Below are 22,022 nucleotides of genomic sequence, written 5' to 3' on the forward strand. Positions count from 1 at the left end.
TCTCTAATTAAGTCAACTATGGCTAGATTTTATGGCCCACTCATCAAATTGTGCATGAGTGGGCCTACTTTATTTTTAGTTTGTTGAGCGATCACTTACGATAGGTGATGGCGGGTTTTTGGGCTTATTACTCTGGTGTAGCATAAAGTAATATTGTTGGCGTTCATTGGATTGATTATTGATATCAATACGTGCAACTCCTGCTATTACGTCTAAACCATCGGCACTTTTCACCAAGGGGTAGTCGTTTGGACCGAGAGAGAGTAGGGATACTCTGTTGAATACCAAAGTTTCTACATTCTGAACTGTTTGATGTTGGTTATCTTCACCGACATCAAAATAATGGTTGCCGCCGTATACATCTTTTCCAATATTACGCATAAATGCCCCCATACTGATAAGGAAGTTGTTTTCAACTTCAATGCCTTTTAGCCCATAGAACAGCTCGTGCTCACCGACAAATACAATTCTTCCCCCCTGTGCAGCAAATTGTTTTAAGCGACTGACTTCATCTGGAGAATATGAGTTAAGTGGAGTCCAGAGTACGATAAGTTTTATTTGTGGGTCATCAAGATCCCAATCTTCTAGAGACTGATATGTAATAACTTCAAAGCCTAAATCTTCCCAAGTACTGTACAGGTAATTAATAGATTGGCATGACCAACTGCAGCGAGAATCATGAGATCGATCTAGGACTATTTTAGAACCTTGGGCACGGAGGCTGTTTCCTGAAAAACTGGCTAGGTTTTTCGCAAATTGCGTGTTATCAGCTTTGTAAATCCGCTCATCATCTAGAATATTGACATCATTGAATACGATTAAATCTCCACCAGCTGCAGGTGCGACGTTACTGTCAAACGTAAAACCAATAATTGAATTTGCTCGGCTCCCCTGACTATCTGTCGCATAGAGTATAATGTTGTTTTCACCTTGAACAAAAGACTCCGCTGGTTGAGTGAGTGCGAAACTGCCACTATTAAGCGCAAAGCTAATGTCTCTTTTAGCTTCTCCATTTATAGAAATAAATAATTTGGCGATACTTGATTGAACTGTTTCAATCTTGCCTTCTATTAAGATGTTACTACTCAAAATTGCGCCAGGTGTTGGAGACAATATTGTGATTTGTGGTGGAACTTTTAATGTTAACTCAGATGTTGGCTCCGAAATTGCGCGATAAGCGCTTAAATCGCTTTCGTTTCCTGTTAAAGCAACATCTATGATACATGCTTCAAGCCTGCTTTTTATGCTTACATACTTTTGGCACAATTCTTTAACCCGTTGATATTCCGCACTACCAATTTGTGCCTCTAACCTCGCTTGAGTTAACAATGTTCGTGGAAAGTTAAGGTCAACGAAGCTTTCAGGGGTCTCATCATTGAAGTAGTCGAACAAAGAGGATTCGGATGTTACACGCCAACTATTGCCGTAAATATCATAAAGTTGATTGAAGTTACCTTTGTCTTCAATTTGATTGCCGTTAGCATCCGTTAAGTCATTGTCGACGTTGCCATCAAAGTATCCAAGTAACCCATTAACGCTGCCTGCACGAGAGTTTGGTAAAAGCACTTCTGTCTCGACAAACTCACCCCGCCGATACACTTTTAGTAATGAGGTGTCTGGCCAAGTTATTTCGTAATGACGATTATTTTGTTTAAAGATACTTGCTTGATTAGAAAGCTCACTAGCACCGTTATTCAATGTTTGTAATTGACCATCAATAAGCACGGCAAGGCCTTCATCATTGGGGTAAAAGGTGACTCTTGTTCCTGCGACATTTGCGGCGACAGCGGCATTGAAAGACACGTGTTGATTGCCAGGGACTGCGACATAACGGCCCTGAATCTCAAAAGTGTCGATATTGGACTTGGCTAAGATATACTCACCAACGCCATTAAATCCATAGTTTAAGCCGTCAAACGTACGTAAGTTTGGGTCTCCTGTGACACGAGCCTGCTTGCGCGGATTGCCTAGGTTGTCGTCAATTGGGTTGCTACCATCTACGGGCTCACCACTGAGCAGAATTAATTGAACTGGTTGGTTGGTGTCCTCGGTAACAGTGATTGTAATGCGCTCTGGTTGAAAACCCGATTTAGAAGCGATCACATGATAATCACCAACTGCGAGTGGTGGAGAACTAAAGGCGCCACTGGTATCGGATGATAATTGTTGAGAAAACCCAGTGCTTACGCTTGTTAGTGACACATCAGCGTCTGATATGGGGCTACCGTCAACGTCGGAGATAGCACCTGTAAGCGTATTGAATTGAGTCTCAAATGGGCATACTTCAGAGCCCCAAATTGGTTGCTCCAAATCATAAAGAGGAATCTTTTTCTTCTTAGCTTTACTTGTCAGCCCAAGAATATCGCCTACAAAGCCGTAATCTAGGTTGGCATTAACTCCTAATCCTACTGAGAGTTCAAGTTTACAATTTGGCTCATGATCTGCGCTTTTGTAGTTTGCTTTAGCAGCATATTTTGCATATGGGCCCATTGCTAACCCTGCTCCAGGGCCATCTAACTCTATCTTATTCCCAAATGGTAATGGTACAGACAACTCGTAAGCAGAAAGCATAAACTGTAGCTCTGCTTTTACTTTTGCTGATGTTTCACCTGATAGTTCGTATTCAGGTCCAATTTGAGATATGACAGGCACAAAGCTGTGAACTGGGCTCAGTTTTTCGTTTTGATATTTGAATCCGGTTCTATAGTTTCCTGATGCACTAATACCCATCTTTAAATTTGCTTTACCAGCAACAATAACATTAGCGCCAAGTTGTGGGTGTAATTTGACGTTTAAAAATAAAGGAATAGGCCCCACGAATAGCTTAACATTTTTGTTAATAATGGGATTGAATACCTTGCTTTTGTTCAGGCCTCCGTTGTAACTGTAGTTCGCTTTTAGATAAGTATTAGTGAGGTAATCTGCTTGAGCAATTGTAGAAAAGTGAGTTACCTCACCACGAATAATTGAAAACTCTATTCCTATCTGGGCGCTTGAGTTCATCTTTAGTTCTACAACAGACGTGACTTCAGGGCTTAGTTTTTGTTGCAGTGTTCTTGAGAACGTTAAGATAGGAACATCTACACTCGACTGTACCGTATTATTAGCAGTTGAAATCGACTGATTAAGTGTCGCTGCTTGGTTCGTGATAACAAGGTCTAGTTTAACGTCTGCATCTGGAAAAGCTTTGTGTAATGGTGCTTGCGAGGTAGTTAAAATATTACCATCAATATCAAGAACCTCACGCATAAACCCGGTGTCGCCATCAGTGGTGACACCGACTATAATATCACCGACTTGTATGTCGCTTAACGCACCTGCGGTGAGTGTGAGCCTACCCATCTCTGGGGTAATTTCTACTCCCGATTGGCCATCAACGATAAAGGTTGTGTAACCGTCAACGGCTCTTGTTGCCGGTTTCAATTCGCTGCTCGGGTCTAATGTAGCGATGACTTCAGCATCTTCAAGCGGTTGCTCATCATGGTCACCTGTGTAGTCAACAAAATCTATTGCTTCAGCAACTTCTACATTGGCGCTTGCAGAGATAGAGTAGCCTGATTTATCTGAGACTGTGACCGTAAACTCAAGGTTATCTCCAGTGTAGTCTTCAGGGATTTTTAGTGAAGCAAAATCAGGTTTATCGTTATCAATGTTAAGCTCTATATCTGTTGATTCTTCCCATACGATGCTGTCAATTTCAACGGCACTCGATATATCTGCTTTTAATTGTGCCCACGACCCTTTCGCGATGCTCTGAGGTACTTGCAATTGAATCGTTATGTTGTTCAGGTTGTTTACGGTGACAACTACCTGATCAGTAGCACTTCCTCCTTCATCATCAATAACTGTTAATTCGAAGCTTAACTCCTCGTTTTTTGTGACATCTGGAGCCACAAATGAGGAAATTGCGTTGCTTTGGTCCGATAGCAAAACTGGGGGGCCTGAAAGTTGCTGCCACTGGTAGCTTTTAATCACCCCATCGTTATCTGTGCCACTACCGTGTAATGTGACGGTTGCCTTTTCATCGACCGTTTGATTTTCTCCTGCTTGAGCAATCGGTAGGCTGTTCGTTGGTTTATTTATATCGTTATCTGAGTCCCCACCACATGCGACTAAAGCGCCTGTTAACAACGTAATTAGGGTTGTGCGTAGAGGAATGTATTTATGCAGATCCATAACCATCCTTATGTATTTGAGCGAGAGCAAGTTGCTTTGAAAAAATAAGAATGCGTGAAAAAAACAGCATGAGACAGGGTCGAAATTTCCACCTTGTTCAGTATCGGTTCATTGAATAAATTAACTAGGTGTTAATAAAATCAAAAGGGTTATGGACATGGAACACGGCACTATATCACAACAATCTACAGGAAAATCTATATCAGGCGTTTGGAATTTGCCTTTACTGCTTTGTTTGCTCTTTCTGTTAGTGCAGCTGGCTGGGTGTAATGCGATGCACACTGCGGTGAAAAAGCGAGATTTAAGAGTTGAAACTAAAATGAGCGACTCTATATTTCTAGATCCAGTCAGTCAGGACAAGCGCACAGTGTTTTTGCAACTCAGAAACACATCGGATAAGCAGGATTTAGTCATCGCTAACGAGATACAAACTGCATTATTGTCAAAAGGCTACAAGGTTGTTAATGACCCAGATGCAGCGCACTTTTGGATCCAAGCGAATATTCTCAAAGCTGGCAGAACAACCGCTGATGAAAATCGAGGAATTTTAGCCCAAGGCTATGGTGGGGCTGTAGCGGGTGCTATTGTTGGTGTTCAGTTTGGTAGTGGTCGAGGACAAGCTGCTGCAGGCTTGCTTGGCGCAGCTGCGGGCTTTGTTGCTGATGCAATGGTGGAAGACGTTTATTTTAATATTGTTACTGACTTACAGGTTTCTGAGCGCGCGAAATCGGGTGTCGAAGTACAAGAAGGTAATAGAGCTAAACTAAAGCAAGGTAACTCAGGCTATAAATCGGTGACTTCAAACGAGGTGACCGACCGTAAAAAGTATCAAACACGGATCGTTTCTACAGCGAATAAAGTAAATCTAGAATTTGTTGAGGCTCGACCTAAGCTAGTTCAAGGTTTAGTAAATTCTATTTCGGGTCTGTTGTAGCAAGGTGTGCGGTAATAATGGAAATATAGTATTAGCATGGATGTGAGGCGCCAATACTATATTTCCAGCTATTTTTAACGGTTATCGGTCGCTTTTTACAAATACTGCAACCAAGGTGATGGATCAACGTGTTTTTAGTGGCTAATTCATTTTGTAGGCCAATACAATACCCCAATCAAAGTGGTCAACGCTTACATATTCCCCATGATTTGTGCGTAATAATAATTTGGCTGGTGTGTAACGTAAAAGTAGCGCGTACAAATGCAGAAAACAAAGGTGTGCTGGGAACCGAGCCTATTCTCTTGGTGCACGGGTTACGTTTTTGCGTAGCATTTCTAGCATAGCTAAGCTTAAATTCATTGCAGCGAATGTGATGAGAATAAAGTGAAGTGATGGTGGGCACTTCGTCACATTAAATACCGACCTTGCTTTCGGCATCACTGAGCTAAAGTGTCACCATGCCACCGTTTTACCGTAAATATTCCCGCCTTGTACCAGCACAAACAGCATGAGGAAAATACTACCAAGTGTCAGTGCTGCGCGCTCAAGCAAGTGAGAGCTTTCGACCAAATACACGAAAAAAGCGTCAATTGACAATTTATTAAATAACAATAATACGCGGCGGTATGTTATATTGTATCAAAATTTAAATTCCAGAAAATAGAGATACCAGTGAACAAAAAATTACTACTCTCCCTCATTTTGGTGGCTAATGGCACCACTGCGCAAGAATCAGCTTCAAATCGTAGCCCAAACGGGGAGATAGAGCATATAGAGATTAAACAGTTTCGGCAGCCCTATCGTGGTAATGTACCTTTAGTTCAAACGCCTCAAGCAGTCGATACCATTAGCTCAGAACTGCTTGAAAGCGAAAGTATTACTCGCTTTATGGAAGCGTTAGAACTCACACCGAGTGTTGTTAGGCAAAATAACTCTGGAGGCATGTTTGATAGCTTTGCTATCCGTGGTTTCTCGGGTGATGAAAATAATCCATCAGGTTATCTTGTCAATGGTTTTAATTCTCGAGGCTACAACGGCAATAGAAGTACAGCCAATATCGAAAGCATTGAAGTCATGAAAGGTCCAGGCTCTGCGTTATATGGGCAAGGGGAGCCCGGTGGCACTATCAATATCATTACCAAAAAGCCTCAGTTCGAAGAGCAAGGTTATATTCAAGCAACGTTTGGTAATTACAGTAAAAAACAGTTTGAATTTGATTACACAAACTCAGCTACCAAAGAAACTGCTTATCGACTAAATGGCGCATATGAAGATTCAGACACACATAGGAACCATGTTTCAATCAATAGCTTGCACTTATCGCCGTCGATACTGTGGAATATTTCTGATGACACGAGTCTGAGCTATGAAATGGAAGTACTCGATCAGAAAAAGCCGTTGGATAGAGGTGTGTATATTCTAAATAATAACTTTGATGACGTTAACACGGACGCTTTTTATGGTGATATTCGTGATGGTGCGCACCAAGTTGAAGCCTTAGGTCATCAGTTAGTGTTAAATCATAAGGTAAGCGATGATTGGCACATACTCACCGGGTTTGCTTATCGAGATTCTTCATTTGAAGGTGTATCTTCAGATACCGAATTATCAGATGGTCGACAGCTGATATACACCGACGAGAGCCTACTTTCTCGTCAAAGACGTGCTCGAGACTACCAGGCTTTGGATGTTTCTGCGCGTATTGAACTCAGTGGTGAAATTGAATTAGGTAGTGTAAAGCACAACATTCTAGTGGGCGTTGATCACTATAATTTTGACATTGATACTGATTATAAAGTATGGCGTACGGCATGGGGGTCGGGCGATACCACCTATAGCATTAACCCAAATAACCCAGACTACACGCAAACACAACCAGAACCTGTATTAAAAACGTTGACCGAAGAAAACCAAAAAGGTCTTGGTATTTATGCTCAAAACTTGATCGAACTGACCGAAAAATCGAAAGTATTAGTGGGTGTCCGTGTTGATAAATTTGAGCAAGACATTCTTAACCTTCGTAGTGATGAAGCGCAAAGCCAAGAGCAAACCGAGTTTACGCCACGCTTGGGTTTTATTTATAACGCGAATGACAAAGTTAATCTGTACACAAGTTACGCAGAAGGGTTTAGGCCAAACCCAGGTTTAGATTCTGATCGTAATGCGTTTGAACCAGAGGAAACTAAATCATTTGAGATTGGCGCTAAATGGCAAGGTGTTGCGGATCGTTTCTCGGGTAGCATTGCACTTTTTGATGCGCAAAAAACCAATATGCTTACCGCTGAACCTGACACCGGCTTATCGGCAACCTTGGGCGAAGTAGAAAGCCAAGGTATTGAATTTCAATTAACGACTGAATTAACCGACGATACTGTGCTCGCGCTTGCTTATGCTTATACCGACGCAAAAACCACAAATGATGTGATTAATGCAGACTGGGGCGTGCCTATTCCCAAAGGCTCACGTTTGATTAATGTTGCAGACCATATTGGTCATGTTTCACTGAAGCATTACACCACACTTTTAGGAAAAGAATCCTATCTTGGGGCAACCGTGAATTATGTGGGTGATCGTCTGGGCGAAACAACAGACGCAAACTTCATTTTGCCATCCTATACGCTAGTTAATTTATCGGCATCGGTTGAATTAAATGACAAGGTAAGTGTGAAACTGGACATCAACAACCTGTTTGATAAGACCTATTTTGAAAACTCCTATCACAAACTATGGACCATGCCGGGATCACCTACAACATACAGCGCAAGTGTGAAGTATCAGTTTTGATCCCTAATACGAGCGTAAAATCTTAGCATATTTTAAGTCTTCTGCTTGTCGAGAGAGTAATAGTCTGAGTCATTTTACTTGGACTGTTTTTTCGTTTTTAACACGAGAAAGAGTGTAATGAATAATCTTCAAAACAGTAAAACACGGTTGTCTTCTATCGATATACTGCGTGGCATCGTGATGTTATTTATGTTGGTTGACCATGTGAGAGAGCGGTTTTTCTTGCATGTACCAGTTCTTGATCCAATGGACATTCATACCACGAGTCCAGATCTGTATTTTACCCGTTTAAGTGCCCATTTTTGTGCGCCTATTTTTGTCTTTTTGACAGGTTTATCGGCTTGGTTGTATGAAAACCCCGCGAATGGTGCAAAGCGGTCGGCCCAGTCATTTCTTTTAAAGCGTGGCCTATTTTTAATTTTACTTGAAATGACACTGGTTAATTTTTCTTGGTTTGGCGCGTATCAAACACTGTACTTGCAAGTTATTTGGGCAATTGGCGTCAGTATGGTGGTATTGGCACTGATGGTCGCTTTACCTCGTAGTGTGATTGCAATATTGGGTGTAAGTATTGTTGCTGGTCATAATTTATTGTCGCCCATCGAGTTTGCACCGAACGAAATAGGTTATACCGTTTGGACTATTCTGCATGACCGAGGTTATTTAGTCGCAGATGCTGTTGTTAACGTAAAAGCGTCTTATCCGGTTTTACCTTGGATTGGCGTTATCTTGTGCGGCTATGCGGTAGGGCCTTTATTTTCAGGCTCAGTGTCATCGCAAGCACGTAAAACCATTTTATTGCAAAGCGGAGCAGCGCTATTAGTAGGGTTACTGGTTTTAAGAGGATTAAATCTATACGGAGAAACACTTGATTGGTCTCAACAGGCAACAACACTTCTCACCACAATGGACTTTTTTAACTTTACTAAATATCCGCCGTCTCTCGATTTTATTTTACTTACCTTGGGAGTTGGTGCATTCGTATTAGCGTTTTTAGAGACTAATGCGCTCAGAGTATTAGAGCCAGTTCGAGTATTAGGGTCAGCGCCAATGTTTTTCTACATTACGCACCTATACGCGCTACTTGTTCTTAGTATATTGGCACAATGGCTATTTGGTACGAATCAGCACTATGGTAGCAGTCAAACTGCATATTTTGGCTTTTATCATGTTTGGCAGATATGGCTATTCGCAATGTTTTTAAGCGTGCTTTTATACCCATTATGTAAATGGTTTGCAGGTTATAAACGGAAAACATCGGCGCGATGGGTAAAGTATTTTTAAATATTTAAATGTTGTTTAAGTTGTTGTTTTTCTTATAAACGAAGCAGATAACAGACACCCATCATCATATAGATGCGAATTGTGATGGGTGTCTGTGTTATTCTTTTGTTAAGTTCTTTTTTATTCATAGCCTCGTTATACAACTTTTAACTCATGAGTCCAATCTTTCCATGAAATCGACTTGCCCGGCAGCACTATTTTTGAGAAAGGCCACACCGATTGAAGCCAATTTAAGACAGTCTGATAAAGTATTTTTTCTAACGCAATATTATCATCTCGAATCCACAAGTAGACTTCGCAGTCATAATTTAGTGATCGGCTTGGATCTATATAAACAGAGCCTAGGCATTTTTCCTTTGAATTGTTAAATATGGAATATGCAAAAGCATCCCTTGATTCAAATTCTTGTTTATGAATTTTTAAGCTTTCTATATTTTCTTCGAGGGTCATATTAACTTTAGGCCACTCAGTTTCAGGGCCAAATAATCCTTGTAGCCTTTTTTGACTGGACATTACTGCTTCAAAGTCTAACTCAGCAACTTCTTCTTCAAGAACTCTGAAGTGAAAATTTTCACTATCAAAAAACGTCGGAGGCTTAAACGATTCAGGAATAAATGGATTGGGCATACTCTGAGTTATCCGTAGTTGTATAACATTTTAGTATTTATGCGACACGCAGTTTGTGTTGCATAATCGCTGGTCGGACTGAGCCGTCACCTGCTCGGTGTGTCAGAGCTGGTGTTGCTTATGCTGTGGGCTTACTTAGAAAAAATAGGCTTTTTAGAGGCTTTCACTTTCCTAGCTAGTGTTATGTAAGCTTTCCCTGCATTGCTCAGCGCTTATTATGTCTTCATTACACCTAAATTAGCCTTAATAAGCAATTATATTTTTTAGACGTACAGAGGCCGCTAGCCTGAGCAATTAGGCAGGTTAAATAATATAATTAACGCTCAGGACTGTGATTTATAAAAGCTTTCTAACTTATCTAAAAAACCATACAGTTTTTGGTTCATTTCGTCATAGTTATGGTTCAGTAAAACCTCTGGCTCATCTACAAATGGATGCTGCAACGCGTCACTGAGGTCGTCATTTTCAATAAGTGATGCGACGATATCTTTGGTAAATTCCATATGGCACTGAAAACCGTATACTAGGTCTCTGTAGGCGACAATTTGCCTTGGGCACCCCGCGCTATATGCAATCACTTGTGATCCATTGGTGAGCCCCGGCATATCATTATGCCAATGACCGACATCCAACACTTTTCCAAAATGACTAAATAATGGATGTGTCATCCCAGCTTCCGTCAAGGTTATCGGGTATTTTCCTATTTCACGTTCAGGGCTAGGTTCAAATGTTGCACCTAACGCTTCACCAATGAGTTGCGACCCTAGGCATATACCAAGCACAACTTTTCCGGCGGTAATCGAGTTCAAGATGACTTCTTGCTCACCTTTTGTATCGAAGTGTGGGCATTGCTCAATAGTTGTCGACGGATTTTGAGGTCCTCCCATTACAATCAAAAAATCTAGGTTTTTGGCATTTTTTGGGAGCGGTTCTCCTTGATAAACTCGCGAGTAGGTAATGGTATGGCCGCGTTTATTTGCCCACGATTCATAGGCGCCGGGCGCTTCGAAATGTTCATGAACGATAAAGTGAATATGCATCTTTGTGCCTTTTAATTAACTATAGGCTGTAGATGGTATATTAAATTTGGATGGCGTAATTTATACTAACAGACGTTTAATGTTGATAAGTCGCCAAGATGCAAGCTAATGACCTCATCAAAGGTTCTCCTAATAAACAAATCATAACCAAAACGACGAATATGGCTTCTGGTTATATTGATGACTTTCACTCACATTTGTGGCATCAAATTGTGTTTCCTTTGCAGGGGCTGCTGCAATCAAGTATCGGCGATAAAAGCGGGATTGTTCCTCACAATGGCATGCTCTACATACCCGCAAATACAGTGCATAAATCCATAGCGATTACAAATACACAGTTTTTGGCGATTTACCTTAATCCCGAAAAATATGTTCAGTATGGAGACAAACCAAAATCCTGTCTGGTAACGCCATTTATTAAAGCATTAATACTGCTTCTATTTGAAAACGAGACGCTCACTCAAGCAGAGTCCAATATCACACATTTGCTAACGGTATTGCGAGATCAGATCGAGATCGCAAACCGTTATGAAATACCTTTGCTCATACCTACCGATAAACGTCTTTTATCCATTTTCTTACAGCTTAAAGAGCAACCGGATTTACCATTTACGTTAAAGGAGTGGGCAACAAAAGTGGGCGCTTCTGAGCGCACTTTGTCGCGATTGTGCTCAAGAGAGTTTTCCCAATCATTTTCACGGTGGAGACAAAATGTGAGGTTAGTTTTATCTTTGCAATTGTTAGAGTCGCAAAAGAGCATACAGGAAATTGCTATCGAGTTGGGGTACGCTTCTGACTCTGCGTTTGTGCAAGCGTTTAAGAAATTATTCAATCAAACACCGAGAAAATACCGAATTGCCAACTTACAGCACAACGTAAATTTATTTTGAGCAACTTCTGCTGCTTTTAGGTTACCTGCGCTAGAGACGAAAGTATCTTATCGTGAATGCTTTTAAGTTCTTCCCGCTTTATGTAGTCTAGGTGGGATTTAATTATTGGAGGCATTTCGCGATGTTGCGAATTCTTTTATGTGCTAGCTTAGGATTAGCACCAAGTTTTGGGTTGGTTGCCAAAGAGGTAATGACCCCTGACAAGCTTTGGCAAGTAAAGCGCGTAAGTGCGCTTGGGTTATCTAAAGACAAAACCCATGTGATTTATCGAGTTACAACGCCAAGCGTTGAAAACAATGACTTTGATAGCAAAGTTTATCAAGTGCCGTTAAAGGGTGGGGTGTCCCAGCTTTTAAGCGCGTATCAAGGGATATTGTCAGACGACAACATTTCGCCAGATGGCAGCAAAAAACTATTTCATGACACCGTCAATGTTGAAGCTGTGTTGGCGACGGACAGACATAAAGCACTTACGCAAGCAGATGCTTATGTGTTTGATGATTTAAATTACCGCCATTGGGATACCTGGAAAGACGGCAGTGTTAAACATGTGTTCTATCAGGACCTGACTACTGAAGGAAAAGTCGACATCATGAAAGGGATGCCTTTTGATAGTCCGACGTCACCATTTGGTGGTTCAAGCGATTATGTTTGGGGCCCTAAAGGTGAAAATATCTACTACGTCAGTAAAAAGCTGACTGGCGCAGAATATGCGAGCAGCACCAACACAGATATTTATCGTTATAACTTAGCCAGTAAGAAAACCACCAATCTAACCGAGCAAAACTTGGGTTATGATAAAAGCCCTGAGTTCTCATCGACAGGGTTGCTGGCTTTCTTACGTATGGATGAAGCGGGTAACGAGGCGGATAAAAATGACATTATCGTTAAGTTGGGTGACAGAGAAGTCAACTTAACTGCGCATTGGGACGGCACGGTAAGCAGTTTTGAGTGGAGTCACGATGGCAAGCATATTTATTTTATTGCACCAATTGACGGGACAATCCAGCTATTTCAAGTAGCGGTGAGCAGCAAAACCAAAGCCAATCCAAAAATTAAGCAGCTAACTAAGGGCATGTTTGATGTAAATAGCATTGTCGCTGCCCTAGACGATCAGCTAGTGGTTACTCGTAATAGCATGAATCAAGCAAAAGAGATCTTCCGCTTTGATCTGAATAGCAAAAAGCTTGTTGCGCTGACAAATGTGAACGAGGCGTTCTATGCTGATTTGGATTTACCGAACGTTGAAAAGCGAATGGTGAAGACAAAAGACGGCGAAGACATGCTAACTTGGGTTATCTACCCACCTAATTTTGATAAGCGTAAGCAATATCCAACGCTGTTATACCTTCAAGGTGGTCCACAGTCGCCGTTATCACAGTTTTATTCCTTCCGCTGGAACTTCCAAGTGATGGCATCACAAGGCTACATTGTGGTTGCGCCAAACCGTCGTGGTATGCCTGGACACGGCGTGAAATGGAACAAAGATATCAGCCAAGATTGGGGTGGTAAGGTAATGCAAGATTACCTTGACGCTATCGACGATGTTGCGAAAGAGTCATATGTTGACAACAAACGTATCGCGGCAGTTGGTGCAAGTTTTGGTGGTTACTCTGCGTTTTACTTAGCTGGCAATCATGATGGTCGTTTCAAAACCTTTATCGCGCACTGTGGCATTTTTGATTTGCGCAGTATGTACGGCACAACCGAAGAAATGTTCTTCGTGAACAACGAATTGGGTGGCGCGTACTGGGAGCAAAACAATGCGGCCATCAGCAAGGCATACAATCAGTTTAACCCAATCAGCTATGTGGATAAGTGGGATGCTCCGATGTTCGTGATCCATGGTGGTAAAGACTACCGTGTACCGCTGAGCCAAGGAATGCAAGCCTTCCAAGCCGCTAAACTACGTGGCTTGAAAAGCCGTTTTCTTTATTTCCCTGAAGAAAACCACTGGGTACTGACACCGCAAAACGGGATAGTCTGGCAGCGTGAATTCTTCAAGTGGTTAGAAGAAACTTTATAATCGATGTCACTACTAGTTAAGAAAATGCCAGATCGCACAGTGTGTAGTCTGGCATTTTTGTTTTGCAGTGTAACCTTGGTGCTGTGCTAGTATTGTTGTGCCCAAAAGTTGAATTAGTCAAAGGAAAATAGAAGGAAAAATTAAATGATTAAAAGGATAATAAGTGGTTTTTGGTTACTTATGTTGGCTGTGAATACACAGGCAGCTGAAGAAGCGTTAACGATTGATAGTGTAGTGCCTAACAATATGGAACTGGCTTTTCCGAATGATGCCAATATTTACCCAGATATCAGTGACTTCAAGGTACTTAACGCGGTACTGATGAGCAACGAAAACGGTGAACGCTGGGCAATGATCACGATTAAAAATCAATCGAGCGGGCGTCGGACATTAACACAAAAACACCTGCTGGCACTAACAGCAAACGGGCAAAGGATCGCGCCGATGAAGCTTTCTGAAAGCTTTGATGGCGGAGAAACGCTTTCACTCACACTGGCTTTCGGTGAGAACAAGTTTCCGTTGCTTAACGTGTATACGCGAAATTAATAAACCTTAGTAGCATCACTTTTTACAACCATAGTCACTGTGCTAGACGTTGCGACTTAGGTAACCATGTTTGTTAGCACCTGATATTTAGCCTCTAACAAACTCCGATAGATCCACATCAGCAATTCATCAATTAAAAATAAGCAATGCATCAAGTTTTAAAAGTTTTTATTTCATAAGCTTACCCAAAAATGGAGAAAAGCATGAAAATACTTTTAAAAAGTTTGATGTGGTTAAATTGCGCGTTGTTTGCGTTAGTTACTCACGCTCAGATAGCCTCAAAATTACAGTATATCACTGTGAGTTCAAAGTTAGTGGGAGGGCCTGTTGATGTACAAATATATTTGCCTTTTGATTTTGATGTTAACCGAAAAGAGCCATACTCAACTCTTTATACAACTGCGGGAGAGAGCCGTTTTGATGTACTGAAAGCTGAAGTGGACTGGCTGAGTCACACTAGTTTTTCACCTATCCCGCAACTTGTGATTGTGCGAGTGCCCAAATTGAGTTTTGCTGGGGCTGACAAGTTATCTGACCAAGCGTATTTTGCCTTGCTAGCTCGCGTGTTAGCAAGTGAAGTTGAACCAACATTAATACGGCAATTTAATCTTTCGCCGTTTAAAGTCATTGAAGGGTACTCAAGCAGGGCGGCGATTGCCTTGAATTTATTAGGAGAAATGCCCGGGTATTTCCAAGGTGCAATATTGTCTGCGCCAATTTGGAATCACCTCCCCAAGCTACTAAAAGAGGATATTAGTGACAGCATCACCAAGGGCAAGCTCACCAATAACCTATATATCAGCCTTGGCAGCTTTGACGAAAATAGGCCGTTTTTTGCTGCGCTCGCCGTTTCAAAACGACACCAACATTTGATGTTGGAAGACTTAAGTCAACATCATTATCATGTAGGCGCACAGCTAGCGCTAAGACATGGATTACAACATATTCTTGGCGCAATAAAGCTTCAAGATTATGCTCAATTTGACAAGTCAGGCCTGAATGGGTTGCGAGAATATCACCAAAAACTAGAACAGCGCTATGGGTACTCGATTGATATTAAGGCCAATCAGCTTGCTCTAGGGCAATATTTATTCGCGCAAGGCAATACAATACTTGGAAAAAACGTGCTTGATGAACTACTTGCGACTATGCCTAACTCTGTAATTTACAATTTACGTTATGGACAGACTCTTTTGAATGCGGGCGATACAACACAAGCAACACTTCAGCTAAAGCGTGCCTTGCTGCTAGCAACAGAGCAAAAAAATGAAGAAGCCAAGCAGTATATTGAACAAGTATTGTCTCGGCTTTAGCGTTATTAAGAGTAATATAAAGGTGGCGCACATGTGTGAGCCACCTTTATATTAGCGGTTCTCTGGTTCTGCTATTTTTACTTTAACTTGGTTTGCGCTAAGTGTTTTTGGTGAGTCAGCTAAAACCTTAAAAGGATGTAGTTGAACATCTGTGATCAAGCGAGTCTGCTCGTCGGATTTGCCCAATGTATCCAAAACTTGCGTGTTGATGTTATAGCGCCAGATAGTCGCCTGTTTGTCGGGAATAATCAGCTCATTCCCACGTAGGTAAAAACGCCAATGCAATGTGATTTTGTTTGTTATTGGCTGTGGTTTGAGCGAATTGTTGACGAGTACTTTTAAGTTTGGCTCATCTGGTGTGGCTATATAGACAGTACCGTTTTGCTGTATTTGTGCCCAGTGAACCTGCCCCTGATAAAGTGGCTGTTTATGGTTGGTTACAGGGTCGAAAAGTACTAGCTGTTCATCGCCAAGATCATTGATGAGAAGGTAGTTACTTCCTTTTATTTCAATTGATTGCATTATAATTTGCTTTTCAAATAAAGCAGGAAAAACTTCAACGCCAGTGACTAAATTGATTTTCAGTAAACTTTGTTTTGATGCTGCCCACAATTGTTTACCATCGGCTGTCCAAACAAAAGACGAAATATGTTTGTTATGGGTGAGCGGGATCTCTTGCTGTTCTTGCTTTAACCAAACTTCATTGGTGCCTGTACGATTAGAGAGAAATGCAATGGCATTTCCACTTGGTTGGAATTGCCCTGATAGCTCGTCGTAGTGGCTGATTGTAAGTCGGCTTGTAGAGAGGTTGTCTTGAATATTAATCTGCTTTTGTTCTCGAACTAGTGTCGCTAAATAGCTATTACCTTTAATGTATTCAGTGATGTAAAACGATTCTGAGCCGATTGCCGGAATGGCTTGTACAAGCTTGAGGTTTTGAAAAATATAGAGCGCAGATGCGGTTGAAAGTATGTGTGTTGTATCTGGCCCTTCTACTAACATCAACGAACGGTCTAATTCTACATCAGACAATTTTTCTTGTTGAAGAAGAAAAAGCTCGTTTTCTTTGCTAATCATATAACTAGAGAGATAAGCCTCTTCATCTGGATCTTGGGTGAGTAAAGTAAGTTGATCCTCATTAAATGAGGACGCTAAAATTGTTGCTGCTATAGGTAAAGAAGTAAATGTGACTGAGTCTGAGTGCGGAGTAAAAAGGGCATACTCGTTATTGGCGATAAGTAACACTTGATGACCAACCCAGTAGGCTTGCCGCACTTCGTTATTTAAGCAAGGAGAGATCACTTTTCTGGCAGCAAATCTTGGTAACACGACGATAGCTTGATGACACTTAGCTTGTGATTTTGTTTTGCGTGTTTCAATGAGTACTGCTTTTTTACCCTCTTTGTTAAGCTGAGGTTTGCCAACAAAATCCAATGCACGGGTAACTAACTTAGTTGTTTGGAAATCCAAATCCTTTACTTTTAGTTCCGCTGCTTGCGGTGTTCTGGCCACATATAATAACCTTCTACCTGAGGTGAGTGTCGCAGTGCTCTCCAACTCCAATCCGTAACTTACAGGTGTAACCTCTGAAAGTTGGAAATTAGCTTTTGGCATAGTTGAATAGCTAAACAATATACCGAAGAGGATGATGAAACCTGCGAAATAGAGAGCACAGGTTCTCAGCTTTTGGCTTAAATTAGTATGCTGCTCCCCAACCTGTAAACGATAGCCCTTTTTATGAAAAGTCTGGATAATACGTTTATCACTATCTCCAAGTAGTTTTCTAAGCTGAGCGATGCATCGTTGAAGGGCATTTGGGGCGACGACGGTATTTTGCCATACAGAATTAAGTAGGTGCTCTTGCGTAACAAGCGTGCCACGATGTTGATACAGTATTTCAAGTACTGCCAGCACCTTAGCCTCTAATTTGATTGTCTCATCAAGGTAGGTAAGTTCACCCGTGGCTAAGTCTAGCTTACGGTTATTGATTGTTATCATTATTATTTGGGAGCAGCAGTCGATACAGCTAGTCTATCTTGTATTGGATATAAAAATAACCCATCAAGGTTTATTTCACTTTATTAACTGAGCCATTATTTAGAAAATTGGATCACTGGGGCACTGGTTCATTTTGTAACGTAAACAGCCCCATATTACTAGCGCTTGGCAGCCAAACTGCTAACTGCGATTGCAGCGCTTGTTGATCCAAGTTTAGGTGGTTAGCGCTGTAGGTTACCGCTTCTTGATAGCGTAGCGGTTTGTTTCTCAGATGTAGTAATAAGTCTGCTTGCCAGTCATTCAATACACTCATTTTGATGCGATATTGTTGGCGCGATATTGCAATATGCGTTTGCTCAGGCGTTGGCAAGGTGTACGGCTTTGCTTGCTCAAGCTGGGTTATAAGCGGCAGCAAAGGGTAATCGGTTTGAATAAGCTGTACTGATTCTGGCACCGACATGACAAAATTTTCTGCGATACCGCAAAGGAGCTCAATCTCGTTTATTACTGCAGTTGATTGCTCGGTTTCCGGTCCTGGTTTTAACAGTGCAAGCGCTTTGGCTCTTTCAAACTTAGCCAGCTCTGAAGGCAAGCTAAACATAGCTTGCTGGTGGGCATTAAAATCACCGGTGGGTTTTGTGTGTGCTAAAAAATCAGCGAAGCGCGAGCCTAGTTGATGTAGTGTCCAAGACTTAGAGGGTAAGGTGACGATAAAGGCTTTGGCGAAGGTGTCGAATACTTCGTCGCCCATAAACTGGCGAAGTAGTGCAAACTCTCCCCGAAGACATTCGACTAAACGCATCACATAGCCTGCAGCATAGATGTCTACTCTTCTCATGGCTCCCAGTGTTTTACTACTTTTTACACAGTCATGCAGCGTTAAACCATGCGGATTTGCAGCGGTATTGAGTTTTTGTGGTAGGTCGCCTCGCACCATTAAAACGGTGCTAAGCCACTGCTGAGTTTGCGTTAAGTCTGGCGTTTTCATTATGTTAATTCTGCTCGCTCTTTGACGATTGGAGTTGACAGCGCGTTGGTGTTAGTAACTGTATCTTGCTTTGGAATATGCCCTGTTAGTACCAGTTTTGCTTTGCTTAACTCATCAACGAGTTCAGGAAAGCTGGGGATATTGGCATCCCATTCAAGTAAGGTAGACACGCCACCCGTTAACTGCTGCGCCAGTTGGTAAAGCTGCCAAACCTTGGCGGGCACTGGTTGGTCATGGGTGTCTATCAAACAATCACCGCAGTCGCTAGGACCGGCTAGATGGATTTGAACGATGTGCTCATGGGGGAGTTGACGAATAAACGCTTCGGCGTCAAAACCATGGTTAAAGCTACTAACAAAGACGTTGTTTACATCCAATAGCATGCCGCAGCCTGTTGCGGTGACTAACTCACTAAAGAACTCACTTTCAGTGAGGGTTGAATGTTGAAATTCAAGGTATGTTGATGGGTTCTCAAGCACCAAAGGTCGCTCTAAAAAATCCTGTACTTGATCAACACGGTTGATAACGTGTTGTAGGCTTTCGTCAGTTAATGGCATAGGTAGGAGATCGTGACTATTCAAACCAGCAATACCTGTCCAACATAAATGATCGGAAATAAGCTGTGGCTGAACAAACTCGCTTAGCGCTTTGAGTTTGCCTAAGTATTCAAAGTTAAGAGGGTCGCTGCTACCAATATTCATTGACACACCATGCATCACTAGCGGGTATTGTTCCTTTAACTGAGCGAGCACATGCCGACCATAGCCGTGATTATCTATATAGTTTTCACTGATGATTTCAAACCAGTCAACATCAAGCGATGCTCCGCGTTCCAATTGAGACATGATAAAGGGATAGTGCTGGCTTCTCAGGCCAACACCAAACCCTAAGTCGGTTAGTTTTTCGATAGCGGACGCAGCAAGCTGCTGCGTCCGAATTGGATTTGTCATGCTATCTTTCCTATCAAGTTGATGGAGGAAGTGCTAGACGAATATCTGAAGGTTTTGGCTTCTCTTTAGGTTCGCCATCTTCGTTCAATAAACCATTGGCATTGCAGTATGCTTGCCAAGCAATATCGTATACGGCATCCCCTTGTTTATAAGGCATAAGCACATGATCTGCAGATTGATCTGTTGGGGCTTGTTGGCCTTTCGGATAAGTGTAATCCATTGGAGAGAAAGTATTATCTTTTAAGTTAAACTTAAATAGTTGCATATCGTATTCTTGGTCTTCACCAGAAAGTTCAGGGAAGAGTTGAGAGGCTGATATAGGCACGGCACACCCACCCAAGTTATTACACTTATTATCTGCAGGTGCACTTTTTGGCCCTGTTGATACGCTACCACCACAGCTACCGCCGGGCGTTGTGCTATGAACAAAGCCGCAACCACCTTGTGCTTTACAATCATTACTGCCTTTACAACTGTGATATACCTCAGGAGGTGGTAAGTCATTCGAACCTATGTTGGTATAGCTCATTCCTTGGCAGGCATGATAAAGGGTGTTCGGATTTTGTGGGGCGATACCCGTTACTAAATCCGGCGCAATTCCCGTAGTTGCCCAGCAAATCGAGATCCTATCGCCAGAGCCACCCATCGCAGGGCCCGGAAATTCACTGGTCTTACCAGACCAATAACGATCAAGTGCAGTAGTTAGACCTTTAATTGTGCCTACCGCAGATTGACTGAATAATTGATGCGTATTGCCAATATTTGATGAGAGTTTAAGGTTGTTAAGCGCTTTTACTACACTGCTGACGCAAGGTAGATTTGGGTTTTGCTTAGCTGCTTCATCATCGCCGTTGGGGTCCAATAACGCCTCATTCCAGCTATTACCCTCAGCAAACCAAGTTGACCAAGTCATGTAACGTTCGTCTGGTTGACTTGAAGACTTCTCAAAGTCGACAATGAGCCTCATGGTATCGGTAAATATTTGAAAGTGATCTTTGTATTTATTAGTGATCCGCGCACACGCCGAACCGGAAATTGGACCCTCACCGCAGCTTGCGGGATAATCCGCCTTCAATGCTTCTGCACTAGGTTGAAACTTCTCTTCTACGGTGCTGAGGTGGGGATCATCCGCTTCATCCGCTTTCGCTGCTAGGAGGTTTTGTGCCCATTTCTCATCAGCCCAGCGTTTACAAATCATTTCTGCCACACCATCACCTTCACCTTGATCAGTAATGGCATTTACATTATTCATTAACGCTTCTTTTAATACAGTATGATCTTCTTTTACGTTGAGAGAGCCCTTAATACCTGGGAATTGTGGCTGATAATCTTTATTACCAGGGCGCTCATTAAAATAGTCGCGCTGAATGGTTGCATAGTCGAGCAAGCTTGTGCCATCGTCATACTGGATCTGGATATAATCCCAATAGCTGAGGTACATGTGTCCAATCGAGCCAAACAGCGGCAGGTTTTTCTCAGTGTAATCTGGTTTCCACCAGTCATAAGGTGCCTGCTCAAAATATTTTGGCCGTTTTGTGTCTTTGTTTGGTTCTAAATATTGCTCTTGGATAATTTTCTTTGCGTTTTCTTCCGTTTCTTCAATCAACATAAAGAGTAGTGTCTGCTCTTTGTTGAGTTCAGTGGCATTAACGCGTAGATCTTGTAACGTTTTACCTGGGAAAATTTGTTTGAAGTAAGCTTGAATCTCAGGGCTCAGTTGCGACAAGTCTTTGGTACAGTCAGCAAAGTCCAAAATATGTGGAATACCACTTTGGTTGTTGTAGCATTTCCAACCATAGTTTTCATCAATCAATGCCGGACTTGTAAAGCTTGGTGTGAGTCCCAACTTACTTGCCATATTGGAAGCAAGCTGTAAATGGAGCATTTCTTCAATGAAAACACTATATACGCCATTAAAAACTTGCTGATTGATAGTTAATCTAAACTTATCCGACAAATCGCTGGGTTTACTATCACTAACTAACGTATTTATATCGAATAACGGCGCGAGATCAACGTCATATTGACTACGGCGCTCTTCCGGGATATATCCAGCTGTTGGACCAAGTCCTGGCCAATAACGTCCTGGATAAAGGTTTGATGAATCAGCGATCGCATGGGTGCCTTGAATGGAATAAAGGCCTGTCATGTATAAAGGGATAGTGAATAATTCTACATTTATTGCGGCTTGTGCTATTGCCCTAAGGCAAGATAAATCAGCGTTCTTGTATTTACTTGCGCGTGCTTTTATTTGTTTCTTTTGTGTACTGCTGAGGATGATGTTGGTGTTGAGCTCTTTGTTTATTTTTAAAGGCTGACTCTCTTTATTCTGCACATTCATAGCTTGCTCCTTGATGACGGTGGACTTGCTGCATTTTTTCGCCTAATAGCCTGTAGTATTGGATATATATGTCGAACTATTGCAATTCAGTTAATAAAGTTAAGTGATTGGTTCAGGTGAAAACA

General features: G+C 41.9%; 14 protein-coding genes. 7 read left to right on the top strand and 7 right to left on the bottom strand.

The window, feature by feature from the left end; translation table 11 throughout:
* Positions 1–75 precede the first annotated feature (75 nt).
* Positions 76–4,176 carry a VWD domain-containing protein gene (locus tag ABMY45_RS04775; RefSeq protein ID WP_349288496.1) on the bottom strand — a complete coding sequence of 1,367 codons (4,101 nt, stop codon included), beginning with the start codon at positions 4,174–4,176 and terminating at the stop codon, positions 76–78.
* Positions 4,177–4,333: 157 nt separating this feature from the next.
* Between ABMY45_RS04775 and ABMY45_RS04780 the strand changes: the two genes are divergently transcribed.
* The 3 genes from ABMY45_RS04780 to ABMY45_RS04790 all read left to right on the top strand — a co-directional run bounded on the left by ABMY45_RS04780 (position 4,334) and on the right by ABMY45_RS04790 (position 9,178).
* Complete coding sequence (locus ABMY45_RS04780) at positions 4,334–5,110, top strand: complement resistance protein TraT (RefSeq protein ID WP_099031941.1); 777 nt, start codon at positions 4,334–4,336, stop codon at positions 5,108–5,110.
* 672 nt (positions 5,111–5,782) lie between these two features.
* Positions 5,783–7,894: a TonB-dependent siderophore receptor gene (locus ABMY45_RS04785; RefSeq protein WP_349288497.1), complete on the top strand. Its 2,112-nt coding sequence runs from the start codon at positions 5,783–5,785 to the stop codon at positions 7,892–7,894.
* Positions 7,895–8,011: 117 nt separating this feature from the next.
* Positions 8,012–9,178, top strand: a complete 1,167-nt coding sequence (locus ABMY45_RS04790) for a heparan-alpha-glucosaminide N-acetyltransferase domain-containing protein (protein ID WP_349288498.1) — start codon at positions 8,012–8,014, stop codon at positions 9,176–9,178.
* A 135-nt stretch (positions 9,179–9,313) separates the two neighbouring features.
* Here the strand turns inward: ABMY45_RS04790 and ABMY45_RS04795 are convergent, their stop codons facing one another.
* Both ABMY45_RS04795 and ABMY45_RS04800 read right to left on the bottom strand, forming a co-directional pair.
* Positions 9,314–9,805 carry a hypothetical protein gene (locus tag ABMY45_RS04795; RefSeq protein WP_349288499.1) on the bottom strand — a complete coding sequence of 164 codons (492 nt, stop codon included), beginning with the start codon at positions 9,803–9,805 and terminating at the stop codon, positions 9,314–9,316.
* A 323-nt stretch (positions 9,806–10,128) separates the two neighbouring features.
* Entirely contained in the window at positions 10,129–10,845 is a 717-nt protein-coding gene (locus ABMY45_RS04800) for a type 1 glutamine amidotransferase (RefSeq protein ID WP_349288500.1), read from the bottom strand.
* 98 nt (positions 10,846–10,943) lie between these two features.
* Between ABMY45_RS04800 and ABMY45_RS04805 the strand changes: the two genes are divergently transcribed.
* The 4 genes from ABMY45_RS04805 to ABMY45_RS04820 all read left to right on the top strand — a co-directional run bounded on the left by ABMY45_RS04805 (position 10,944) and on the right by ABMY45_RS04820 (position 15,620).
* The gene (locus ABMY45_RS04805) at positions 10,944–11,735 is read left to right on the top strand and encodes an AraC family transcriptional regulator (RefSeq protein ID WP_227387692.1); all 792 of its coding nucleotides are present in this window, start codon (positions 10,944–10,946) and stop codon (positions 11,733–11,735) included.
* Between the two features lie 121 nt (positions 11,736–11,856).
* Positions 11,857–13,761, top strand: a complete 1,905-nt coding sequence (locus ABMY45_RS04810) for a S9 family peptidase (RefSeq protein WP_349288501.1) — start codon at positions 11,857–11,859, stop codon at positions 13,759–13,761.
* Positions 13,762–13,905: 144 nt separating this feature from the next.
* Positions 13,906–14,307, top strand: a complete 402-nt coding sequence (locus tag ABMY45_RS04815; protein WP_102058384.1) for a hypothetical protein — start codon at positions 13,906–13,908, stop codon at positions 14,305–14,307.
* Between the two features lie 203 nt (positions 14,308–14,510).
* Positions 14,511–15,620, top strand: a complete 1,110-nt coding sequence (locus ABMY45_RS04820) for an alpha/beta hydrolase-fold protein (RefSeq protein ID WP_349288502.1) — start codon at positions 14,511–14,513, stop codon at positions 15,618–15,620.
* 51 nt (positions 15,621–15,671) lie between these two features.
* On the opposite strand, the gene ABMY45_RS04825 is transcribed toward ABMY45_RS04820, so the two are convergent.
* The 4 genes from ABMY45_RS04825 to ABMY45_RS04840 form a co-directional block, all read right to left on the bottom strand.
* Entirely contained in the window at positions 15,672–17,618 is a 1,947-nt protein-coding gene (locus tag ABMY45_RS04825; RefSeq protein ID WP_349288503.1) for a winged helix-turn-helix domain-containing protein, read from the bottom strand.
* A 112-nt stretch (positions 17,619–17,730) separates the two neighbouring features.
* Positions 17,731–18,606 (bottom strand): DNA-binding domain-containing protein, encoded by an 876-nt coding sequence (locus ABMY45_RS04830; protein WP_349288504.1) that lies wholly within the window; start codon positions 18,604–18,606, stop codon positions 17,731–17,733.
* Complete coding sequence (locus tag ABMY45_RS04835) at positions 18,606–19,556, bottom strand: DUF692 domain-containing protein (protein ID WP_349288505.1); 951 nt, start codon at positions 19,554–19,556, stop codon at positions 18,606–18,608. The genes ABMY45_RS04830 and ABMY45_RS04835 overlap by 1 nt, the downstream gene beginning before the upstream one ends.
* Positions 19,557–19,569: 13 nt before the next feature.
* The gene (locus ABMY45_RS04840) at positions 19,570–21,897 is read right to left on the bottom strand and encodes a ferritin-like domain-containing protein (RefSeq protein WP_349288506.1); all 2,328 of its coding nucleotides are present in this window, start codon (positions 21,895–21,897) and stop codon (positions 19,570–19,572) included.
* Positions 21,898–22,022 lie beyond the last annotated feature (125 nt).

Source organism: Pseudoalteromonas sp. XMcav11-Q, assembly GCF_040104525.1.
Taxonomy (GTDB): domain Bacteria; phylum Pseudomonadota; class Gammaproteobacteria; order Enterobacterales; family Alteromonadaceae; genus Pseudoalteromonas.

Coding starts and splice junctions, on each gene's coding strand:
- ABMY45_RS04840 (WP_349288506.1), bottom strand. CDS start 21,897: ATGAATGTGCAGAATAAAGAGAGTCAGCCTTTAAAAATAAACAAAGAG.
- ABMY45_RS04810 (WP_349288501.1), top strand. CDS start 11,857: ATGTTGCGAATTCTTTTATGTGCTAGCTTAGGATTAGCACCAAGTTTT.
- ABMY45_RS04815 (WP_102058384.1), top strand. CDS start 13,906: ATGATTAAAAGGATAATAAGTGGTTTTTGGTTACTTATGTTGGCTGTG.
- ABMY45_RS04780 (WP_099031941.1), top strand. CDS start 4,334: ATGGAACACGGCACTATATCACAACAATCTACAGGAAAATCTATATCA.
- ABMY45_RS04820 (WP_349288502.1), top strand. CDS start 14,511: ATGAAAATACTTTTAAAAAGTTTGATGTGGTTAAATTGCGCGTTGTTT.
- ABMY45_RS04825 (WP_349288503.1), bottom strand. CDS start 17,618: ATGATAACAATCAATAACCGTAAGCTAGACTTAGCCACGGGTGAACTT.
- ABMY45_RS04835 (WP_349288505.1), bottom strand. CDS start 19,556: ATGACAAATCCAATTCGGACGCAGCAGCTTGCTGCGTCCGCTATCGAA.
- ABMY45_RS04805 (WP_227387692.1), top strand. CDS start 10,944: ATGCAAGCTAATGACCTCATCAAAGGTTCTCCTAATAAACAAATCATA.
- ABMY45_RS04775 (WP_349288496.1), bottom strand. CDS start 4,176: ATGGATCTGCATAAATACATTCCTCTACGCACAACCCTAATTACGTTG.
- ABMY45_RS04830 (WP_349288504.1), bottom strand. CDS start 18,606: ATGAAAACGCCAGACTTAACGCAAACTCAGCAGTGGCTTAGCACCGTT.
- ABMY45_RS04795 (WP_349288499.1), bottom strand. CDS start 9,805: ATGCCCAATCCATTTATTCCTGAATCGTTTAAGCCTCCGACGTTTTTT.
- ABMY45_RS04790 (WP_349288498.1), top strand. CDS start 8,012: ATGAATAATCTTCAAAACAGTAAAACACGGTTGTCTTCTATCGATATA.
- ABMY45_RS04800 (WP_349288500.1), bottom strand. CDS start 10,845: ATGCATATTCACTTTATCGTTCATGAACATTTCGAAGCGCCCGGCGCC.